19 protein-coding genes are annotated in these 21,045 nt (G+C 66.9%); 11 read left to right on the top strand and 8 right to left on the bottom strand.

All coding sequences use genetic code 11. The features are described from left to right. Window positions 1-43 precede the first annotated feature (43 nt). The 3 genes from VD997_03650 to VD997_03640 all read left to right on the top strand — a co-directional run bounded on the left by VD997_03650 (window position 44) and on the right by VD997_03640 (window position 3,674). On the top strand, window positions 44-1,318 hold the full coding sequence (locus VD997_03650; protein ID HYE61068.1) for a hypothetical protein: 1,275 nt from the start codon (window positions 44-46) through the stop codon (window positions 1,316-1,318). A 74-nt stretch (window positions 1,319-1,392) separates the two neighbouring features. Next, window positions 1,393-3,033: a hypothetical protein gene (locus VD997_03645; GenBank protein ID HYE61067.1), complete on the top strand. Its 1,641-nt coding sequence runs from the start codon at window positions 1,393-1,395 to the stop codon at window positions 3,031-3,033. Beyond that, complete coding sequence (locus VD997_03640; GenBank protein ID HYE61066.1) at window positions 3,030-3,674, top strand: hypothetical protein; 645 nt, start codon at window positions 3,030-3,032, stop codon at window positions 3,672-3,674. Before VD997_03645 ends, VD997_03640 begins: the two co-directional genes overlap by 4 nt. 91 nt (window positions 3,675-3,765) lie before the next feature. Here the strand turns inward: VD997_03640 and VD997_03635 are convergent, their stop codons facing one another. Continuing rightward, window positions 3,766-4,653, bottom strand: coding sequence for a hypothetical protein (locus tag VD997_03635; GenBank protein ID HYE61065.1), 888 nt, complete (start codon window positions 4,651-4,653; stop codon window positions 3,766-3,768). 385 nt (window positions 4,654-5,038) lie between these two features. Between VD997_03635 and VD997_03630 the strand changes: the two genes are divergently transcribed. After that, the gene (locus VD997_03630; GenBank protein ID HYE61064.1) at window positions 5,039-5,497 is read left to right on the top strand and encodes a transposase; all 459 of its coding nucleotides are present in this window, start codon (window positions 5,039-5,041) and stop codon (window positions 5,495-5,497) included. A gap of 124 nt (window positions 5,498-5,621) precedes the next feature. Here the strand turns inward: VD997_03630 and VD997_03625 are convergent, their stop codons facing one another. Continuing rightward, on the bottom strand, window positions 5,622-6,590 hold the full coding sequence (locus VD997_03625; protein ID HYE61063.1) for a 3-hydroxyacyl-CoA dehydrogenase NAD-binding domain-containing protein: 969 nt from the start codon (window positions 6,588-6,590) through the stop codon (window positions 5,622-5,624). 82 nt (window positions 6,591-6,672) lie between these two features. Here VD997_03625 and VD997_03620 point away from each other — a divergent pair, with 82 nt between their 5' ends. From VD997_03620 to VD997_03605, 4 genes are all read left to right on the top strand, one after another. Continuing rightward, window positions 6,673-7,158 (top strand): dockerin type I domain-containing protein, encoded by a 486-nt coding sequence (locus tag VD997_03620; GenBank protein ID HYE61062.1) that lies wholly within the window; start codon window positions 6,673-6,675, stop codon window positions 7,156-7,158. After that, complete coding sequence (locus VD997_03615; protein HYE61061.1) at window positions 7,155-7,640, top strand: hypothetical protein; 486 nt, start codon at window positions 7,155-7,157, stop codon at window positions 7,638-7,640. The genes VD997_03620 and VD997_03615 overlap by 4 nt, the downstream gene beginning before the upstream one ends. 12 nt (window positions 7,641-7,652) lie before the next feature. Continuing rightward, the gene (locus VD997_03610; protein ID HYE61060.1) at window positions 7,653-10,022 is read left to right on the top strand and encodes a VIT domain-containing protein; all 2,370 of its coding nucleotides are present in this window, start codon (window positions 7,653-7,655) and stop codon (window positions 10,020-10,022) included. An 86-nt stretch (window positions 10,023-10,108) separates the two neighbouring features. Beyond that, entirely contained in the window at window positions 10,109-10,963 is an 855-nt protein-coding gene (locus VD997_03605) for a hypothetical protein (protein HYE61059.1), read from the top strand. Between the two features lie 119 nt (window positions 10,964-11,082). On the opposite strand, the gene VD997_03600 is transcribed toward VD997_03605, so the two are convergent. Genes VD997_03600 through nbaC form a run of 5 tightly spaced genes read right to left on the bottom strand, consistent with a single transcriptional unit; the run spans window position 11,083 to window position 13,409 of the window. After that, complete coding sequence (locus VD997_03600) at window positions 11,083-11,499, bottom strand: hypothetical protein (protein ID HYE61058.1); 417 nt, start codon at window positions 11,497-11,499, stop codon at window positions 11,083-11,085. 15 nt (window positions 11,500-11,514) lie between these two features. Beyond that, window positions 11,515-11,847 (bottom strand): DUF5615 family PIN-like protein, encoded by a 333-nt coding sequence (locus VD997_03595; protein ID HYE61057.1) that lies wholly within the window; start codon window positions 11,845-11,847, stop codon window positions 11,515-11,517. Beyond that, window positions 11,844-12,080, bottom strand: coding sequence for a DUF433 domain-containing protein (locus tag VD997_03590; GenBank protein ID HYE61056.1), 237 nt, complete (start codon window positions 12,078-12,080; stop codon window positions 11,844-11,846). Before VD997_03590 ends, VD997_03595 begins: the two co-directional genes overlap by 4 nt. A gap of 27 nt (window positions 12,081-12,107) precedes the next feature. Beyond that, window positions 12,108-12,722, bottom strand: a complete 615-nt coding sequence (locus VD997_03585; protein HYE61055.1) for an aminodeoxychorismate/anthranilate synthase component II — start codon at window positions 12,720-12,722, stop codon at window positions 12,108-12,110. 3 nt (window positions 12,723-12,725) lie between these two features. Further along, the gene (gene nbaC, locus VD997_03580; GenBank protein HYE61054.1) at window positions 12,726-13,409 is read right to left on the bottom strand and encodes a 3-hydroxyanthranilate 3,4-dioxygenase; all 684 of its coding nucleotides are present in this window, start codon (window positions 13,407-13,409) and stop codon (window positions 12,726-12,728) included. A 257-nt stretch (window positions 13,410-13,666) separates the two neighbouring features. On the opposite strand from nbaC, the gene carB reads away from it, so the two are divergent. The 3 genes from carB to VD997_03565 all read left to right on the top strand — a co-directional run bounded on the left by carB (window position 13,667) and on the right by VD997_03565 (window position 19,141). Next, window positions 13,667-17,353, top strand: a complete 3,687-nt coding sequence (carB, locus tag VD997_03575) for a carbamoyl-phosphate synthase large subunit (protein ID HYE61053.1) — start codon at window positions 13,667-13,669, stop codon at window positions 17,351-17,353. 11 nt (window positions 17,354-17,364) lie between these two features. Next, window positions 17,365-17,559, top strand: coding sequence for a hypothetical protein (locus VD997_03570; protein ID HYE61052.1), 195 nt, complete (start codon window positions 17,365-17,367; stop codon window positions 17,557-17,559). Between the two features lie 337 nt (window positions 17,560-17,896). Next, window positions 17,897-19,141 (top strand): hypothetical protein, encoded by a 1,245-nt coding sequence (locus VD997_03565; GenBank protein HYE61051.1) that lies wholly within the window; start codon window positions 17,897-17,899, stop codon window positions 19,139-19,141. Window positions 19,142-19,148: 7 nt separating this feature from the next. On the opposite strand, the gene VD997_03560 is transcribed toward VD997_03565, so the two are convergent. After that, complete coding sequence (locus tag VD997_03560) at window positions 19,149-21,041, bottom strand: proline--tRNA ligase (protein ID HYE61050.1); 1,893 nt, start codon at window positions 21,039-21,041, stop codon at window positions 19,149-19,151. Between the last annotated feature and the right edge of the window lie 4 nt (window positions 21,042-21,045).

Raw genomic sequence — 21,045 nt, 5'->3', positions numbered from 1 at the left:
GTGGTGTCCTGCTTGCAGTATCGTCCTGCCCCGGAGGTGACGCATGCTGTCCCGACTTCTCCGTCCCGTGCTGTCCGCTCTGCTCCTTGCGGTGCTCGTGCTCGCAACCCCCGCCGCGCACGCCCAGGAGGACGAAGAGCAGGGCATCTTCGAGCAGGCCGGGCCGCTGGCGCTGCCCTTCGGCTGGCGCACGCTGAGTCAAGCGTGCAAGCAGGTCGGGTTCGACGGCGAGCAGCTCACGGCCGTGCGGACGCTGCACCAGGGCTACCGCTCGTCGGTCCGCGACGCCATGACCAAGGCCCGCAAGGCCAACGAGAAGCTCCGCCCAATGATGGACGGCGAGAACCCCGACTGGGCGACGTACCAGAAGGAGCAGATGCGGGTCACCGCGGAGTTCGTGAAGAACCTGGACGCGGCGGAGAAGACGCTGCTGACGGATGTCGAGGCGGTGTGCACGCCCGAGCAGAAGGCCAAGTTCACGCTGGTGGAGCGGGCACGCCGGCGCGAGCAGGCCCGCGTGTTCACGATCGCCCCTGGCGAGACGATCGACCCGGGCGCACTGCTGGACTCGCTCAATGTGGCTCGGACGCCGGAGATCACCGGCGCGCTCACGCAATGGGAGGAGACGACCGACCGCATCCTCTTGGAGCGCGAGCGGCTGCTCCGCAAGATCATGGCCCGAGAGGTGGAGCTGGGCCCTGATCCGGAAGCTCAGCAGAAGGAGATGAAGGAAGCCTTCGGGGAGTTCCGCGACATCTCCCAGCGCGTCGGCGACCTCAACCGCCGGACGGCCCGCGAGATCACGGCGCTACTGCCCGCCGACGCGGGTGCGAAGTTCGAAAGGGAGGTCCGCGTCCGCACCTTCCCGCGGATCTGGGGCGAGTCGAAGGTCACGCGGGCGGTCAAGGTGGCCAAGGCCCGCCAGGACATCTCCGCCGAGCAGAAGCAGAAGCTCGATGACGTACTGGCGGCGTACCACGCGGAGGCCGAGCCGGTAAACCTCCGCTGGGCCGCGGCCGCGGACGACAAGTTCCGTACCCTCACGGCCGACTTCCTGGAATCGATGGGGATCGGTGAGGCCCGCGACGAGAACGAGCCATTCTTCGCGATCCGCAAGGAGCGGCGGTCGCTGGATGACAAGTACGCCCTGAAAGTCGAGGCGGTGCTGAACGATGATCAGCTCGGCGAGGTCACGAAGGCCGAGAAGAAGTACACGGAAGAGAACGAAGGGCGCGAGTTCATCCCCGAGTTCCTCCCCGATCTTGGGAAGGACTTCGAGGACAAGGTGGCCGAGTGGAAGGGCGAAGAGGAGCCCTGATCCTGGCAGCGGTCGAACCCTGACGCAATCACCCGCGCCCCCACCGCCACTTCGCTTGCGGTACCATGCCGCCCATGAAGCTCTACGGGCCGCGTTCGGTTGTTCTGCTCACCCTCGCCCTGCTGCTCTCGCTCGCCGGCGCGCCCGCGGCCGTTGCCCTCGAGCCCGAGAAGGAAGAGGACAAGGCCAAAAAGGAGCCGCCCCCGCCGATCGCCACCGAGCACACGGTCAGCATCGGCGGGCAGGCCACGCGCTACACCGCGCGGGCCGGCAGGCTGCCGCTGAAGGACGAGGCCACCGGCCGGGTCAAGGCCGAGGTGTTCTTCATCGCGTATACCAAGCAGCTGGACGAGGCCGACAAGTCGCTGGGCGCCCGCCCGATCACCTTTGCGTTCAACGGCGGCCCGGGGTCGAGCTCGGTGTGGCTGCACCTGGGCACCATGGGGCCGCGGCGGGTGGACTACGGGCCCGAGGGCGAGCCGCTGCCGCCGCCGGCAAAGATCGTCGACAACGAGTGGTCGTGGCTGGACTTCACCGACCTCGTGTTCATCGACCCGGTTTCCACCGGTTTCTCGCGGGCCCGCGAGGGTGAGGACGCCAAGCAGTTCCACGGCCTTTCAGAGGACATCTCCGCGGTGGGCGAGTTCATCCGCCTGTACTGCGTGCGTGAGGACCGATGGGGCAGCCCTAAGTTCCTCGTGGGCGAGTCGTACGGCACGACGCGGGCCGCGGGGCTGGCGGGGCACCTGCAGGACTCGCTGGGCATGCCGGTGAACGGCGTGGTGCTCGTCTCGCCCGTGCTGCACTTCCAGACCATCGCCTTCGACAATGGCAACGACACGCCGTATTGGTTGTTCCTGCCGACGTACACCGCCACCGCGTGGCATCACGGCAAGCTCAAGGGCCGCTGGGCGGAGACGCTCGAGGGCGCGGTAAAGGAGGCCGAGACCTTCGCCCGCACGGAGTACCTGACGGCCCTCGCGCAGGGCGATTCGCTCGCGCCCGGCGAACGCGACCGCGTGGTCAAGCGTCTTGCGGAGCTGACCGGCGTGTCGGAGGACTTCATCCGCCGCAGCAACCTCCGCATCCGCATCCACCAGTTCACCAAGGAGCTACTGCGTTCCGAGGGCCGCACCGTCGGCCGCTTCGACTCCCGCTACAAGGGCATCGACAAGGACGGCGTGAACGACACGTACGACTACGACCCCAGCTACGCGGCGATTCAAGGGCCGTTCACCGGCGCCCTTAACCAGTACGTCCGCGAGGAGCTCAACTACGAGACCGACCTCAACTACGAGATCCTGACCGGGAATGTGCAGCCGTGGAATCTCGGCGCGAACAACCGCTACGCGGAAACAGCCGAGACCCTGCGGCGGGCGATGACGACCAACCCCAGCCTGCGGCTGATGGTGGCCTGCGGGTACTACGACCTGGCAACGCCGTTCTACGCGGCCGACTACACCGTGAGCCACCTCGGCCTCGACCCCGCGCTGCGGGGCAACGCGGAGGTGCACCGGTACAAGGGCGGGCACATGATGTACCTGCGGCTGGAGGACCTCAAGAAACTCAAGTTGGACGCAGCCTCGTTCTACGACAAGGCGCGGAAAGCGGACGGCGCGGCGGTGTTCGGGATCGCGCCGCCCCGCGGCGGCGATGGTGGCGCCGGCGAGCGGGCAGGCGGCGGCGCTCGCAACCAGCAGGGGAGCACGCCGTGAGCGCCTCGCCCTACCCGGTTCCACCCGGCACGTTGATCCTCCACGACGGCGGCATGGCCTCGCTGCTGGTGTGCGGCGTGTGTCGGGAGGCGGCGCTGCTGGGCGCGGGCGAGAAGGGCACACCCGCCGCGGTCGGTGCCGTGCTCTTCGCATCGGCACCGTCGCGCGGGCGGGCCGCGGCGGTGCTGCGGCAGTGCGAGCAGCTGGGTATTCCAGTGCACGACCAGCCCCCGGTGTCGTTCGAGGTGCCGCTGCCGCAGCGCGAGGCTCACGAGCTGCTGCACGCCACGCACGGCGCAGCGTCGCTCGGCTACGAGCGCGTGCTGTGGCCCGCCAGCGGTGCGCTGGGCGACAGCATCGACCTCGACCGTGTCGCCGCCATCGCCGACCGCGCCCTGCTCATCGGCCGCCTCGTCGCCCTCGACGCCCGCACGCCCGGCGGCCACAACGTGCCGGGCATCCACATCGAAGCTCCCTACGCCGACTTCACCGACCGCCAGATCGCCGATCTGGTGTGCGACATGGAGCTGCCCGTCGACACCTGCTGGTTCTGGCACGCCGGAGAGCACGACGCCGAGGCCGAGCGCGAGCGGCGGAGGTGGGAGAGTGCGCTGGGGGCGGTGGGGTGGACGCGGGGGTGAGCGTGCCGGCGATCAAGGGGCCACGGCTGTAGCCCTCTAAAAAAGAAAAAGCCCCGTCGAGCGGGGCTGAGGACGCGGCGGACTTCACGTCTCACTTGCGTCGGCGCGCGACCGCCATCAAGCCAAGCCCGCAAATCGCCAGCACGCCGGGCGAGGGCACCACGTGGATTGACGCGGGGACGACCAGGTACTCGCCGCGGATGCTGCCCGTGGCCTCGGTGGTGTTCGCCACCCATCGGGCGCGGGCCTGCGAGAACCCGGTGTCCCAGTAGGACAGCAGCTCCTGCGGCGTGGAGGCGATGAGGTCGCGCACGTCGGTGTCGGCGCTGAGCGTGATGTTGAACTTGAAGACGACGATATCGGTCAGCCGGGGGTCGAAGGAGGGCGCGAAGTCGGGGCGGAAACCCGGCGTCCACTGAGAAGAATCCACACCACCAGCGCCGGTGGGACCAGCGGCGCCCGCCTGCCATGCGGTGAAGTTGGACTTCGCGATGCGGAGATAGCTGACGCCGTTATGGACCTGCGCCAGGCCGCGGTCCTGAACGACGTTGGGGCCGCCGAGGGAGTTGGGGCCGTTCGCAGTGCGGCCGAATCCTTGTATGCGGCCGTACTGCCCGGGCGCGTCGGGGACCACGCCCGACGGAACGGCGGGGCTGCCATCGCCAGCGCCGGTGGCGAAGGGCGTGAGCTGATCCTGGTGAGCCCCATCAACATCCCAGTTGCTCACCGTCGGCTGGTACATCACGGCGCCGAGGCCGATGGGGGATTGCGTCCCGATGTACGAGACCCGCACGCGGATGTCGACCGAATCGCCCGGCTTCGCGTTGATGTGCGAGCTCCAGCTCTCGGTCAATGCCGGGGAGACCTGGTACTCAAGGCGCGTGTTCACTTCGGACAGCGCGGCGCCTGCGGAGCACGCGAGCACGCCCGCGCAAAGGATGATGTGCGCGCGCGAACGATCCAGGCCTGTGAGCTTCATTTCTCTCTCCTGAGCGCGTTAGCGCTCGACGCCGCACACCCTGCGGCCCAGGGGACTGTGTCTCGAGATTGTCCCGACAGGGGCGGAAACTGCCCGACGGGATCACAGTCCTGTCGGTCTACAGCGCCGGCGGAGAGGCAGTTGCACGGAACGAAAACAGTTTTTGTGAGGCACCTTCTAAGCCACAGTGCGACTTAGTTTTAGCCACTTGCGGGAAGGGTTAGCCCGCCCCTTCGTGAGCCCCCTTTGAGGGGGCTTCACGCTATCAGGCCACGGCTTCAGCCGTGGTCAGGCGAGCCGCCCGCAGTTGATCTCATCCTCACGGTTTCCCAGACCGTTTCAACGGGCTTCCCGCAAGCCGCCTTCAGGCCAGTAGACTGCGCCCATGCCACGCAACGTGTACTGGGAACTCTTCTACCACTTCGTCTGGCACACGAAAAACAACCTGCCTCTCATCACACCGCCGGTACAAGAGGTCGCGTACAAGTTCCTCATCCACCGCGCCCTCTCCGTCCAGGGCGCCATCGTTCACGCGATCGGCGGCATCGAGGACCACGTGCACATGGCCGTGTCGCTGCCGCCCACCGTTCAACTGGCGGAATGGGTGGGCGACCTCAAGGGTGCCTGCTCGCACGCCGTGAACCACGGCCCCTGCGGCCCGGGTTCACTGGCGTGGCAGACGGGGTACGGCGACGTGTCGTTCGGCAAGCGTGACCTGCCATGGGTGCTTGAGTACATCCGCAATCAGCGCGAGCATCATGGAAGAGGGACTGCCGTCGATCGATTGGAGCGGATCACCGAGCTAGAGGTGGAGCCTGAAGGCCTCCAGCAGGCAGGCCGTTGAAACGGCCTGCCGTGGAATGCGCAAACCAAGGACTTGCGGCTCGCCCCTGACCACGGCTGAAGCCGTGGCCTGAAAGCGGGAAGCCCCGTAGAACGGAGCTGAGGAACCAGCCTCGCAATGCTCCTTACCTCTTCCCCGCGTAGTCGTACACCCCGCGCCCGCTCTTGTTGCCCAGGCGCCCCGCCGTGACCAGCTGCTTGAGCAGCGGGCAGGCGCGGTAGCGGTCGTTGTTGAGGCCGTCGGCGAGCACGTTCATGATGTTGACGCAGGTGTCCAGGCCGATGAAGTCGGCCAGCTGCAGCGGGCCCATGGGGAAGTTGCAGCCGAGCTTCATGATGCCGTCGATGGCCTCGGGCTCGGCGACGCCCTCCATCCACGCGTAGAACGCCTCGTTGATCATCGGCATCAGCACGCGGTTGCTGATGAAGCCGGCGCGGTCGCTCGCCTTGAGCGGCGTCTTGCCCAGCTTTGTCGCCAGTGCCACCGTGCGCTCCACCACCGCGGGGCTTGTCTGCAGGCCGGGGATCACCTCCACCAGCTGCATCAGCGGCACGGGGTTGAAGAAGTGCATGCCCACCACGCGCGGGGCGGCGGGGCCGGCGCTGGTGGCGATCTGCGTGATGCTGATCGAGCTTGTGTTGGTCGCGAGCACCACGTCCTCGCGGGGGAACATGGCCGCGAGCTTCTTGAAGAGATCGGCCTTGACCGCGGCGTCCTCCACGATGGCCTCGACCACCCAGTCGGCCCTGGCGATGGCGTCAAGGTTGTCAACGAAGTCGATGCGGGCGATCGCGGCGTCCATGTCGGACTGCGTCATCTTGCCCTTCTCGACAAACTTGCTCATGGACTTCTTGTGCACGCCCTTGCACTTGTCGCACGCGCCGGGGTAGGCGTCGAACACGATGACGTTCATGCCCGCCGCGGCCGCGACCTGCGCGATCCCGCCGCCCATCTGCCCCGCCCCGATCACCGCCAGCGTCCTGGGTTCCATGCTCTGCTCCTGTGTGGGCGAAGAGCGTAGGAGGTGAAAAACACGTTCGGTACGAGCCCCGAACGCAGTGAGTGGGCCTTTGGGGCTGTCGTGAGCTGCCACAAAAAGAAACCCGTCACTGCGTTCCGGGCTCGTTTCGAACGATTTTCGTGAACCTGAGGGGTCCCCCGCGCACTCTACCCGCGTGAACCCCCACGACCCCAACCCTCAGATCCCGCCCCGTCTCGAGCGGCAGCTCCGGGATGCTTACCGCTCCCTCGACTTTCCCGGCACCGACGCGGCCTTTGACCGCGACATGCTCGCTATGGCCGCCAAGGTCGGCGTGGCCGCGGGCAACCGCCGCAAGCACGCCCATCGCCGCTTCCGCCGCAACCTGCTCACCGGCCTGGCCGCGGCCCTCGCCGCCGGGACCATCACCGCGTGGTTCGCGTGGCCGAGCTCGAAGCCGGCGCCGGCCAACGCCGTGGCTTCGGCCAACCCGCGGGACCTCAACGCCGACGGCCGCATCGACATGCTCGACGCCCTCCTCCTCGCCGAGCGTGTCGATGGCGGCCAGCTCGCGAAGCAGGACGTCCAGCAGCTCGACCTCAACGCGGATGACCGCGTGGACTCCCGCGACGTGAAGATGCTCGCGGCGGACGCTGTCAGCCTGCAGCGGGGGACGCTGTGAAGGCCCTGGTCGCGTCCATCCTCCTCGTCGCGGCTGCGGTCGTGGCTGGCGCGTGGAGCCCCCAACCCGAGCCGCGCGTTGACAACACCATGCCCGCGGCGACGACGACCGAGTTCCTCGCCTACGACGTGGTGATCGACGCGGGGAGCGAGCCGCTGAGCGCGTGGCAGGTGGAGGTCAAGGACACGCTCAAGCACGCCCGCATCGTCGGCATCGAGGGCGGGCAGCCCGGCCCGTACAGCGGGGCCCCCCACTACGACCCCAAGGCCATCCAAGGCGAGCACGTCATCATCGGCGCGTTTACCACCAAGGACGCCCCCACCGGCAAGGTCCGGGTCGCACGCCTGCACGTGATGGCCGAGGGCGGCACGCCAAGTTTCACGACGACGATCACCGCCGCGGCCCCGGGGGGTCGCGCGTTCAACGCCACGCTCACCATCCAGCCGCACACGCCCGACGCCGCGCCCGGCGCGAAGCCCTAAGGAGAAGGCCCTGTGAAGAACCGCAAGCACCTCAGAATGATCATCACAGCCGGCGTTGCGCTCGCGGTGACCGGCACGTCGCTGTTCATGGCGGCGTGCAACTCGGTGGGGGCTGCGCACGCCGGAAAGAGCGAGAGCAGGACAAGTGTGGCGCAGGGCCCCAGTGGTCACGCGGAGGCGCACACCTACACCGATCTGCGCCTCATGGTCAGAGGATCCCAGCCCGTCAGCCCGCCGAACATCCTCGATTACCCGAGCGATTGGCCCAAAGCGACCTACAGCCGGGGCGTGGTCGGTGAGTCTGGCGTCGGGTTCGATCCGACTGTCAATGCCGATGGCGACATGGACGTCCGAAGCCTCGGTCGCGCGGAGGCGCTCCCCCTCGAGACAAAGCCCAAGGTCGACACCGCGCTGCGCGGCAACGACATCACCCGCGCCGAGAAGAACACCGAGTTGCTCATCATCGAGCGCCAACGCGCCGCCGAGCGGGCCCAGAACGACGCCATCGGCTGCGGCGGGCTGATCACCACCATCGACGAGAAGCAGGTCACCGTCCCGCTCAAGCACACGGACGTGAAGGGCGCGGTCGCGGGCTACATCTCCGCCGTCACTGTCACGCAGCAGTTCCACAACCCGTACAGCAGCAAGATCGAGGCGGTGTATGTGTTTCCGCTGCCGGAGAACGCCGTGGTCAGCGAGTTCCTGATGACCATTGGGGACCGGCAGATCCGCGGCATCATTCGCGAACGGGAGCAGGCGGAGAGGATCTACCACCAGGCCCGCGCCCAGGGCTACACCGCCAGCCTGCTCACGCAGGAGCGGCCCAACATCTTCACGCAGAAGGTCGCGAACATCGAGCCGGGCAAGGCGATCGACATCAACGTCACGTACTACTCCACGCTTACCTACAGCGACGGCGGCTTCGAGTTCACCTTCCCGATGGTCGTCGGACCGCGCTTCAACCCGCCCACCGCACCCGGGGGGGCGGGCTTTCAGCCCGCTCAGCAATCCGGTATCGGCGCTGTCGCCCGCGGCGACCACGGCGCCTCAGGCCAGCCAACCGAGGTCCAGTACCTCCGCCCCACCGAGCGCAGCGGGCACGATATCGCCCTTTCCCTCGACATCGACGCCGGCGTGAGCATCGAGGCGATCGAGTCGCGCACGCACAAGGTCGACGTGAAGCGCAACAGCGAGAGCCGCGCCACCGTGACGCTCACCAAGTCCGACTCCATCCCCAACCGCGACTTCGTGCTGCGGTGGCAGGTCGCGGGTGAGAGCATCAAGTCCGCTCTGCTCGCGCACTCGCCGGACGCCCGCGACAACAACGGCGGCTACTTCACCATGATGCTCGTTCCGCCCAAGGACCTCGCCAGCGTTCCCCGCAACCCTGTCGAGCTCGTCTTCGTGCTCGACCGCTCCGGCAGCATGGACGGCGTGCCGATGCAGCAGGCCCAGACCGCCATCTCCCGCGGCCTGTCCCGCCTCCAGCCCGGCGATACCTTCCAGATCATCGACTTCAGCAACGACGTCAGCGCCCTCGGGGCCGCGCCGATCGAGGCCACCGACGCCAACATCGGCAAGGGCCAGCAGTACCTCGCGAGCCTGGACGCCAACGGCGGCACCTACATGATGAAGGGTCTCCGCGCCGCCCTTGAGTTCCCCCACGACCCCAAGCGCCTCCGCTTCGTCGCCTTCTGCACCGACGGCTACATCGGAAACGAGGCGGAGATCCTGGGCGAGCTGCACAGGAAGCTGGGCGCCAGCCGCGTGTTCAGCTTCGGCGTGGGCTCGTGCAACCGCTACCTGATGGACAGCATGGCCCGCATGGGCAGCGGCCTGGCGACGTACCTCTCACTGCGCGACGACGCCAGCACCATCATGGACACCTTCTTCGACCGCATCAGCCACGCCCCGATGCGCGACCTCACCGTCAACTGGTCGGGCGCGAACGTCAGCGAGGTGTACCCCAGCCGCATCCCCGACCTCTTCGTCGGCCGTCCTGTGATCCTCACCGGCCGCTACAAGGGCGAAATGCCCTCCACCATCCGCGTTGCCGGACGCGTGGGCAACGAGCAGCGCACCATCGACGTGCACACGGCCCGCGCCGAAGTGCCGCACGCCAGCAGGGCCCTCTCGCAGGTGTGGGCCCGCGCCAAGCTCACCGAGATCGCCGACCAGTCCGCCTGGGACGTGAACAACCCCGAACTCTCGCAGGCCGCCCGCAAGGTCGCCCTCGATTACTCTCTGATGTCCGCGTACACGGCCTTCGTGGCCGTGGACACCGCACAGCGCACCGCCGGCGACTTCGGGACCACCGTGCACGTGCCGGTGCCCGTGCCCGAGGGCGTGCGCTACGAAACGACCGTGCAGGAATCCAGGTAAGAACCGCGACCTCAGGGAGCGACTCGGCCCGCCCCGGGCCGACCTCCCCCTGCCACCCCACTCACCTCGAAACGAAGGACTCGCCCATGCCCCGCATGCGCCCGCTCATCGTCTGCGCCCTCCTCCCCCTGCTCACCGGATGCGCGTCGTACAACACGCCCGGCGGCCCCGCGAACATGCAGCTCTTCGGTGTTGCCTCAAAGGTGCAGGACGCGCACACCGACCCCACCATCCGCCCCGTGCTGGCCAAGCAGCCGCTCGCCAACTTCCCGGCCAGCATCGCCATCGCCCGCGTGCAGGCCAGCGGCTACAGCAACTACACCACCCGCTCCTACGGGCACGGCGCCTACAGCCTCGTCACCGCAAAGGACGTCGAGAAGCAGGAAGACTCCGACCGCATCGCCAAGCTGCCGATGGTGCGGGCTGTGAACCCCATCAGCCGCCTGATCCTCCCCGAGCAGCTCAGCAGCGACGTCGAGCTACGTCGCGCCGCGGCCTCCCTTGGTGCCGACATCCTGGCCGTGTACACCTTCGACACGCGGTACAAGAACGACGACTGGGCCCCGCCGCTCGCGGTCATCACCTTCGGCCTCTTCCCAACCGAGAAGACCAAGGTCGCGACCGAAGCCAGCTGCGTGCTGCTGGATGTCCGCAACGGCTACGTCTACGGCTCGGTGGAGGCGACGTCGAACAAGTCGCGGATCAACAACTTCTGGACCGATGATGAGGCCGCGGACTCAGCCCGGCGCGAGGCGGAGCGCGAGGCCCTGGACAACCTGCTAACGGCCCTGGAGAGCTCATGGGCCAACGTGGTGCGCACGCACGCCAACCGCGCGGCCCCGCAGCCGGCGGTCGTGGTCGATGAGGACCTGAATCGTTTGTTCCCGACGCCAGGGACGGGGAGCAACGCGCCCGAGGGGACGACCTATCGCACTCGATAGCGGCCCCCAAAACCGAACACAGAGGGTACAGAGCGAGAAACAGAGCCACACAGAGTTGAATCGATGAGCTGACTCTGTGTTCTCTGTCGTCCTCTGTTTCCTCTGTGTTCCTCTTCCCTTTACTGAACGGTGAACGTTCCGCCCGCCACCGCGTCGAAGCTCACCATCTGCCCCACCTCAAACTGCTCCGCCCGCTGGCGGGAGTCCGTCGGCACGGCATGGATCGGCACGCCCGCATCAACCACCACCGCGCCACCCTCCACCCGCACCACCGTCCCCTGCACACGCCGCGGCCGCCCGAACACCGGCTCCACGAACTGCCCGCCCGTGCCAACGACGTCAATCCGACGGGCCTGAACGCGGATCGTTCCCACGAGACGCTTGCCCACTGGCGTAGAGATCGGCGAAGTCGGCACCAGGTGCAGCTGGTAGCTCGTATTCGGCACGCCGAACACGATGTGCGATGACGTGGAACCCAGCAGCTCACCCCGCGCGAGGGCGGGGTCAATCTTGGAGGTCGGCGAGGGCGTGATCATGGGGCGGAGTGTATGTCAGGGCAGCACGAGGAGTGACCGGGAGTGGTCCCCATCAAACTGAAGCAGAAGATCGCGGTGGCCCGTCAGCAGCATCAGCACCTCACGCGAGGGGCCATTCCCGCTCACCAGAAAGACCACCTTGGGCGGATGCCCTCTTGCGAAGCTCCGCGTCTGGAAGTCCGCATCTTTGGTGCAGATCACGAACCCGTTCGCCTTCGCATATTCCCAGGCCACATTGTCATCGGCCCTGTCCAGACCGAGGGGAACCACATGGGCAGTGCCCGGATAGAGCTGTTGGAGGTGAGGCACCAACCTCCGTGAGAGGTGCTGATCCAGCAGCAACCTCACGCCGACATCTTCCAGTCGCCGTTCGTGAAGTCCGCCGCGAAGGCCAACGCGGCCGAGATGTCCTCGTCCGTCAGCTCGGGGAAGTCGGCCCGGATGTCATCGCGCGTCATACCAGAGGCAAGCCAGCCCAGGATGTCCCCAACCGAGATGCGCATGCCGCGGATGCACGGCTTGCCGCCTCGCTTCCCAGGCTCGATGGTGATGATCTTGCGGTAATCCATCATGAGCATCATAACAGCGGGCTCAATGAGGCCGCTGCGTCAGGCCTTGAGAAAGTTCCCCAGCACCACCCCCCCACCCTCCGTCAAAAAGCTCTCCGGGTGGAACTGCACGCCCTCCAGCATCGGCCCATTCCACACCCGCCGCAGCCCCATCACGACCCGCCGCAGCTCCCCATCCACGTCATCCTCGGCCCACGCCGAGACCTCCCACCCCTCGCCCACCCCCTCTACCACCAGCGAGTGGTAGCGAGCGCACACCATCGGCGAGGGCGCCCCCGCGAACACGCCGCGCCCGTCGTGCAAGACCACGCTCGTCTTCCCGTGCACGGCCCGCGCCGCCCGCGTCACCCGCATTCCGAAGCATTCGCCGATCACCTGGTGCCCAAGGCACACGCCGAGCACCGGCACATGCCCCGCAAACCGGCGTACCACCGCGGCCGACACCCCCGCCTCCCCCGGCCCGCACGGCCCCGGCGAAATCAGCACCCGCGATGGCCCTCGCCCGCCATCCAGCGCCTCGGCCGCCTCCACCGTCAGCGCATCGTTCCGCACCACCACCAAGTCGCGACCGAGCTCCAGCCCCGGCCGCAGCCGCCCGATCTCCTGCACCAGGTTCCACGTGAACGAGTCGTAGTTGTCGATCAGCAGGATCATCCGTCAGCGGCGCCCGCCCACCTTCGCCGGCGCCTTCTTCCCGCTCTTTTTCACCACGCGCTTGCCGACGGCCTTCGCCACCTTCTTCGCGAACCGCCCGCCTGCGGCCTTCACCTTCCCGCCCTTCAGCTCGATCGCCCCCGCCCGCTCGATCACATACCCGCAGCTCTTGCAGGTGCGGTTCTCCACCGGCCCGCCCCAGAACTCGTTCATGATCAGCTTGAGGTCCTCGTCGATCTTCTTGAGCACCCAGCGCACGTCGTGCACCAGCGTGTCGCACTGCGGGCAGTACCACTGGAGCCCGTCCTTCTGCGGGTTGCCCTGGTCGTCGAGGCCCCGCGGGAACTCCGCAATCCACCCCAGCGTCCCCGCCGGGCGCTGCGGCCGGTGCGGCACCCAGCGCGGCAGCAGGAACAGCTCGCCCTCCTTCACCACCACGTCGACCGGCTTGCTCCCATCCAGCGGCCGCACCCGCACCGCGATGTCGCCCTTGATCTGATAGAACAGCTCCTCGGTGGGGTTCACGTGGAAGTCGTTCCGCGTGTTGGGCCCGCCCGAGACAAACAGAATGACGTCCTTGGCCTCCGTGAAGAGCTGCTTGTTGCTCACCGGCGGCGTCAGGTTGCCCTTGTTCTGCTTGATCCACTTGGCGAGGTTGAGCGTGGAAAAGCTGTCGGCGCTGCTCATGGGCGGTGCTCCCTTGGTGATTGCCCACAGCGTATCCGTCCTGACTGGCCCCTTGGGTGGCCAACCGCTCCGCGCCGGCCGGTCCTCTCCTCCACTCCTCTACTCCTCTTCTCCTCCACTTCCCAGCGGGAATCCCCGCCAAATCCCCGCCCCACACTCGCTTTCCAACCCGGCCCGCGTATCCTCACCGAGTTTGCGCCCGCGGCTGCACTGGTGACGCCGCGCGAGCGATCAAGCACCGGGAGGATCCCGAGAGCATGCCCAAGCGCACGGACATCAAGACCATCCTCATCCTCGGCTCGGGCCCGATCGTGATCGGCCAGGGCTGCGAGTTCGACTACAGCGGCGCACAGGCGTGCAAGGCCCTCAAGGCGGAGGGCTACCGGATCGTGCTGGTCAACAGCAACCCGGCCACGATCATGACCGACCCGGCGTTCTCCGACCGAACCTACATCGAGCCCATCACCCACGAGGCCGTGCGGAAGATCATCCAGAAGGAGAACTCGCAGGGCCCCCGCATCGACGCGATCCTGCCCACCCTCGGCGGCCAGACGGCCCTCAACTGCGCGTGCAAGCTGTGGGACGACGGCACGCTCCAGGAGTTCGGCATCGAGATGATCGGCGCTAACCGCGCTGTCATCCACCGCGCCGAGGACCGGCAGGCCTTCAAGGAGATTTGCGAGGCGATCGGCCTCAAGCTGCCGCGAGCCAAGACCGTCACCACGATGAACGAGGCGACCGAGTTCCTCAAGGAGATCGGCCTGCCCGCCATCATCCGCCCCGCCTTCACCCTGGGCGGCACCGGCGGCGGCATCGCCTACAACCTCGAGGAGTTCCGCGACATCGTCTCCCGCGGCCTCGCCGCCTCCATGATCGGCCAGGTCCAGATCGACCAGTCCGTGATCGGCTGGAAGGAGTACGAGCTCGAGGTCGTCCGCGACAAGAAGGACAACTGCATCATCGTCTGCGGCGTCGAGAACATCGACCCCATGGGCGTGCACACCGGCGACTCGATCACCGTCGCGCCCATCCTCACGCTGACGGACAAGGAATACCAGGCGATGCGCGACGCCGCGCTCGCCATCATGCGGGCGGTGGGCGTTGAGACCGGCGGCAGCAACGTGCAGTTCGCCGTGAACCCCAATCCAAAGCCGGGCAGGGACGGCAAGAAGCCCTTCGAGATGGTCGTCGTGGAGATGAACCCGCGCGTGTCGCGGAGTTCTGCCCTCGCCAGCAAGGCCACCGGCTTCCCCATTGCCAAGATCGCGGCCAAGCTCGCCGTCGGCTACACGCTCGACGAGCTCCGCAACGACATCACCGGCACCACCAGCGCGTGCTTCGAGCCCACCATCGACTACGTGGTGTGCAAGATGCCCCGCTGGACGTTCGAGAAGTTCCCCGAGGCCGACGAGACGCTCACGACACAGATGAAGTCCGTGGGCGAGGCCATGGCCATCGGCCGCACCTTTAAGGAGAGCCTCCAGAAGGTCATCCGCTCGATGGACGTCAAACGCTTCGGGTATGGCCTGGACCGCAACGACAAGTGGCTGGAGGCCATGCGCGCGGTGGAGCGCGACCAGCTCGTGCTCGATGTCTCTGGTTCCGTCCCGCGCAAGCGCGGCGACCTCACTGCCGGCGATGAGAACGTCGCGGGCATGCAGACGTCGCAGACCGGCCTGCGCACGGCCGACGGCAGCGCCATCGAGTGGCCCATCACGCAGGAAAAGCTAATGCGGAAGCTGGCCGTGCCCAGCCAAGGCCGCTTCTACTACATCCGCTACGCGTTCAAGATGGGCTGGTCGATCGAGAAGGTGAACCAACTCACGAACATCGACCCGTTCTTCCTCGACCAGATGAAGCAGCTCGTCGAGTTCGAGGACACCCTCTGCGATTACCGCAAGCTGGAGGACGTGCCGCGCGAGGTGCTGTTCGAGGCCAAGCAGCTGGGCTACTCCGACGCGCAGCTCGCCAACCTCTACTGCGGCAAGATCAGCCCGGACACAATCCTCAAGGTCCGCGCCCGCCGCAAGGCCCTGAACATCGAGCCCGTCTACAAGCTCGTCGACACCTGCGCCGCCGAGTTCGAGGCGGTGACGCCGTACTACTACTCGACGTATGAGACGGCCTCTACGAGCCCCGAGCGCGAGCGAGGGATTTCGGGCACAGGGACCCACTCGCTGACGCTCGGGGCTCGCGCCGACGACGAAGTCCGCCTCACCAACAAGCAGAAAGTCATCATCCTCGGCGGCGGCCCCAACCGCGTCGGCCAGGGCATCGAGTTCGACTACTGCTGCTGCCACGCCGCCTTCGCCGCACGCGAGCTGGGCTTCGAGTCGGTGATGATCAACTCAAACCCTGAGACCGTGTCCACCGACTATGACACCAGCGACCTGCTCTTCTTTGAGCCCCTCACCCTCGAGGACGTGATGAACGTGGTCGAGCGGCTCAACTCGCCTTCGCACTCTGCCACTTTGCCACTTGGCCACTCTGCCACTTCCGGCCCCGTCCACGGCCTCATCGTCCAGTTCGGCGGCCAGACCCCCCTCAACCTCGCCCACGGCCTCGTGCAGGCCGGCGCGCCCATCATCGGCACCTCCATCGACTCCATCGACCTCGCCGAGGACCGCGACCGTTTCGACGCGCTCCTCGAGCGCATGAACCTCGCCAGACCCGCCTCGGGCATCGCCCGCACCTTTGACGAGGCCATCGACGTCGCGCGAAAGCTCGGCTATCCCGTGCTCATCCGCCCCAGCTACGTCCTCGGCGGGCGCGGCATGGAAATCTGCCAGGACGAGACCGCCCTCCGCTCCTTCATCACCACCGCCCTCAAGTCCGCCGGAATGGACGACGCCCCCGTCCTCATCGACAAGTTCCTCGCCGGCGCGATTGAGGTCGACGTCGACGTCGTTGCCGACTACCAAACCGGGGAGGCGGGCTTTCAGCCCGCAGCCTCCTCCAACAAGGCTCTACGCGGCGCCCTCGTCGCTGGCGTCCTCGAACAGATCGAACAGGCCGGCATCCACTCCGGCGACTCCGCCAGCGTCATCCCCCCGCCCTCGCTCTCGCCCGAAATCGTCGAGCAGATCGAGGACCTCTCCCGCAACCTTGCCAAAGAGCTCAAGGTCTGCGGCCTGATGAACATCCAGCTTGCCGTCAAGGACGGGCAGATCTACATCATCGAGGTCAACCCCCGCGCCAGCCGCACCGTGCCCTTTGTCAGCAAGGCCACGCACGTCCCCTGGCCCGCGATCGCCGCCAAGTGCATGATGGGCGTCACGCTCGCCGAGCAGGGCGCCGCCGAGCGCAAGCTCAACGGCGTCTGGGCCGTGAAGGAATCGGTCTTCCCCTTCAACAAGTTCCCCGGCGTGGACGTCGTGCTCGGCCCCGAGATGCGTTCCACCGGCGAGGTCATGGGCATCGACACCAGCTTCCCGATCGCCTTCGCCAAGAGCCAGGCCGCGGCCGGCACCTCGCTGCCCACCCAGCCCTGCGGCGTGTTCATCTCCGTCCGCGAGCAGGACCGCTCCGCGATCGTCGAGCCCGCCCGCCTGCTCATGGCCATGGGCTACACCGTGTTCGCCAGCGAAGGCACGGGCGCGCACCTCATCGAGAACGGCGTGAAGGTCAACATCCTCCAGAAGATCGCCGCGGGCGCCCGCCCCAACGTCATCGACATGATGACCAACGGCGAGATCGGCCTCATCGTCAATACCCCCACCCGCACGGGCTGGAAGACGGATGAAGGCCGCATCCGTGCCACCGCCGTGCGGCTCAACCTCCCCATGATCTCCACCACCACCGCCGCGGCCGCCGCCGTCCGCGCCATCCAGGCCATCCGCCAGCACAGCTGGGACGTGGCCGCCCTCCAGGACTACGAGCGCATGATGCACGCCGATCGGCTGGTAGAGCCGGTGGTGACGAGGCGGGCGGGCGTTAAGAGCTAAGGAGCGAGCCGATGGGCCTGTTCGAATGGTACTTCGGCCTTCGCCCGCTCACACGGTTCCTCGTAGCCGTGGTGCCGCTGAGCATCGGACTGGCCTCGTTCTTCTTCGGCCGCAAGTTTCTGCCGGTGCCACTGGGCATCGGACTCGTCATGCTCTGCTGCTCATTCCCAACCGACGGCGAGCGCAACAAGTGGGGCGACTGGTAGCTCGCCTCTTCGCCCCGACTGAGGCGCCAAAGTATTGCCACAGGTGAAGCGATGGCGCTCCGCCATCCGCGCGGCCCGTAGCGATTCTTCGCCCCGAATGGGGCGCCAGAGTGTTGCCACGGGTGAAGCGATGGCGCTTCGCCATCGCGCAACCCGTGGTGGGCTCCCTCAGGGTTTGTGCCCCGAAGGGGCACAGGAGCCCTCCACTCCGATGGCCAGCGGCAGACGGGGTCAGTACCCGCCGGAAATCAGGAACCCGGGCAAGCCCCAGCCAGTACACTCCAATAAGCGGCATTCCTCATTCATCGCATTCGCCGCGACATTCTGGAGCCGACCCATGCACGCAGTCCACTGGCGTCTGCTTTCGCTTTGTCTCCTCACATTCGCCATCGCAAGCCCCGCACGCGGGCAGTGTGGAGGCCAATGGCTGAACCAGCGCGATGGTCTGATCCTCACCAACGGCTTCGACGCGCCACAAGTGAAGGCCCTGCACGTCGCTGACCTTGATGGAGCAGGTCCCCAACCCGCGATGCTGTTCGTTGGCGGCGAGTTCCGTACCGCGGGAGGTCTACCCGCGCAGCATGTCGCCGCGTGGGACGGTGCCTCGTGGCACTCATTCGGCGGCACTGGGCCGATCGGCGCACCCGGCACTGGTATGCCGATGGCGGTCTCGTCACTGCTCGTCTACAACGGGCAACTCCTCGCGGGCGGCGGACAGACAGCAGCAACCGGGAGCAGCGTCTATCGCTTCCAGGATGGAGTCTGGGCGCAACTCGGCACATCAGGGCCAGTCGGAACCGTCTACGCGATGACCGAGTTCGAAGGTGACCTCATCGCCGCCGGTGACGGGATCTACAGATGGAACGGCCAATCGTGGACGGTCATCGCCCCGCGCGGGGAGCTGACGATCTTCGCACTCAGCGTTCATGATGGCCAGCTCTACGCGGCCGGCAATGGCTCGTTCCCGTCACCGTCAGACGGCGGTCAAGCGGCCACGAAGATCGGCCGATGGGATGGCGAAAGTTGGCGTCCCGTGGCAGGCAACACACTTACACACACCGTGTCTGCCCTGGTCTCAACACCACTCGGACTCACGGCTGGCACCCAGCCTGGAGGCATCCATTCCGTTAACGTACTCACCGACATCAACTGGAACAGGGTGACGCCCTGTTTCCAATGCGATTACGCGGTGAATGCGAATGCGCTCACGTGGGTGAACAATCAACTCTATGTTGCGGGCCAACTTCGCGGGAATCAAGTTGGTGGCGTGGGCGCCCGCATCATCGCTGGCCAGTGGGTGATCGATCCTAACACTCCCCGCGCGAACAGCTTCGCGGTCGCTCAACTTCACAACCAGGTCTACTTCGGCGGCATCGGCGGCCTCTACCGCCACGCCGTTCCCACCGCCGACTTCAACAACGACGGCCTGACGAACGACGTCGACACCGCCGCCTTTTTCGCCTGCCTCGGCGGCGCCTGCTGTCCCGGCTGCCTTAGCTCAGATCTCAATGCCGACGGCGACTACGGCACAGACCAGGACATCGAGGCCTTCTTCCGCATGCTCGCGGGACAGCCCTGCTGACACGCTCCTATCTCACCGCCCCCACACACCTCTCCACCACCGCCCCCACCGCCACATTCTCCCCCTTCCCCGTATCCCTCCGCAGCTTGAACTCCACCGCCCCCTCCGCCAGCGCCTTCTCGCCGAGGGTCAGCCGCACCGGCACGCCGATCAAATCGGCGTCCTTGAATTTCACGCCCGGCCGCTCGTCGCGGTCATCGATCAGCACATCCAGCCCCGCCGCGCTCAGCTCACCCGCCAGCTTCGCCGCGGTCGACGTCTGCTGCTCGTTGTCCGGCCGCATCACCGTGATCAGCACGTGGTACGGCGCGATCGCCGCCGGCCAGATGATCCCGTTCTCGTCGTGGCTCATCTCCACGCACGCGGCCATCGTCCGGCTCACACCGATCCCGTAGCACCCCATGATCACGCTCTGCTTCTTCTGCTCCTTGTCCAGGATCGAGAAGCCCATCGCGTCGCTGTACTTGGTCCCCAGCTTGAAGATGTGCCCGACCTCGATGCCCTTCACGGCCTCGAGCTTCGCGCCCGCGTCCTTCGGTGACGGGTCGCCCGCGAGCGCGTTCCGCACATCCCCCACCACCATGTACTTGTCCCCGCCGCGCAGCCCGCCCGTGCTCTTGCCCTTCACCTGCGCGTCCATCGGGTCCTTGCCAAGGTCGCGCACCCAGTTGAAGTGCTTCACGTGGTAGTCGGTTTTGTCGCCGCCCGTGACCCAGAACATCGGCTTGCCCTTGGCCGCGTCAAAGCCCACCGCCGCGTCGCGATCGACCAGCAGCAGCACGCCCTTCTTTCCCACGACAGCCCGCGGCGACACGAACCCGATCGCGAAGCCCTTCGCCTTCGCCTCCGCCGGGTCCGCCAGCTTCACCTTGCACTCTGCGAGGTCGCGCACCTTCCCCTCGTTCACGTCGTGATCGCCGCGCACGACCGCCACCACCCACTCCTCGCCGTACTTCTCCAGGTCCTCTGGCGTGCTGTCCACCTTGAACACGATCGTCTTGAGCATGTTCTCCGGCTTCACCTTGAGGAACTTGCACACATCGTCGATGCCCGGGCACCCCGGCGTGTGCACTTCCTCGAGGGCTCCCGTCGGATCACCGGCGAAGAAGCCCTTCTCGGGAGCCGGCCGCTCGCCGATCTCGCACTTCTCCACGTTGGCCGCGTAGCCGTTCTTGAGGTCCTTGAGGATCGTGTCCTCGCCGCTCGCGCAGTTCACCATGAACTCGTGGCTCGCGCTGCCGCCGATGGGCCCGCTCTCGGCCTCCACCGCGCTGAAGTCCAGCCCGCAGCGCGTGAAGATGTTCGTGTACGCCCTGTACATCGCGTCGTACGCCTCGTTCAGCCCGCCGGGCCCCTCCACACCCATGTGGAACGAGTACGCGTCCTTCATGATGAACTCGCGGCACCGAAGCAGCCCCGCCCGCGGCCTGGCCTCGTCGCGGAACTTCGTCTGGATCTGGTACAGGTTCAGCGGCAGCGTGCGGTAGCTTGTCACCGTCTGCCGCATCAGCTCGGTGATGACCTCCTCGTGCGTGGGCGCCAGCGCGTGCGTCGCCTCGGCCCTTTGCCCACGCCCCTTGCGGTCCACCAGCCGGAACAGGTTGTCGCCGTAGTCCACGTCCCGCTTGGTGCCCGCAAAGAGCTCGAAAGGCTCCAGCGCCGGCATCAGCATCTCGCTCGCGCCCGCCGCGTCCATCTCCTCGCGCACGATCTGCGACACCTTCCGCAGCGTCCGCCACGCCAGCGGCAGGTAGTCGTAGATCCCCGCCCCCACCTGCCGGATGTACCCCGCCCGGTGCAGCAGCACGTGGCTCGGCACCTCCGCGTCATTCGGAGCCTCCCGCGTGGTCGGGATGAGAGTCTGCGTCCAGCGGTGAACAGCGCCCTTCGTGGTCGTCATAGGC

The sequence above is a fragment of the Phycisphaerales bacterium genome, from assembly GCA_035627955.1.
GTDB lineage: Bacteria > Planctomycetota > Phycisphaerae > Phycisphaerales > UBA1924 > JAEYTB01.
Note: the sequence above shows the minus strand (reverse complement) of the source record. Positions and strands in the feature narration are given on the sequence as shown.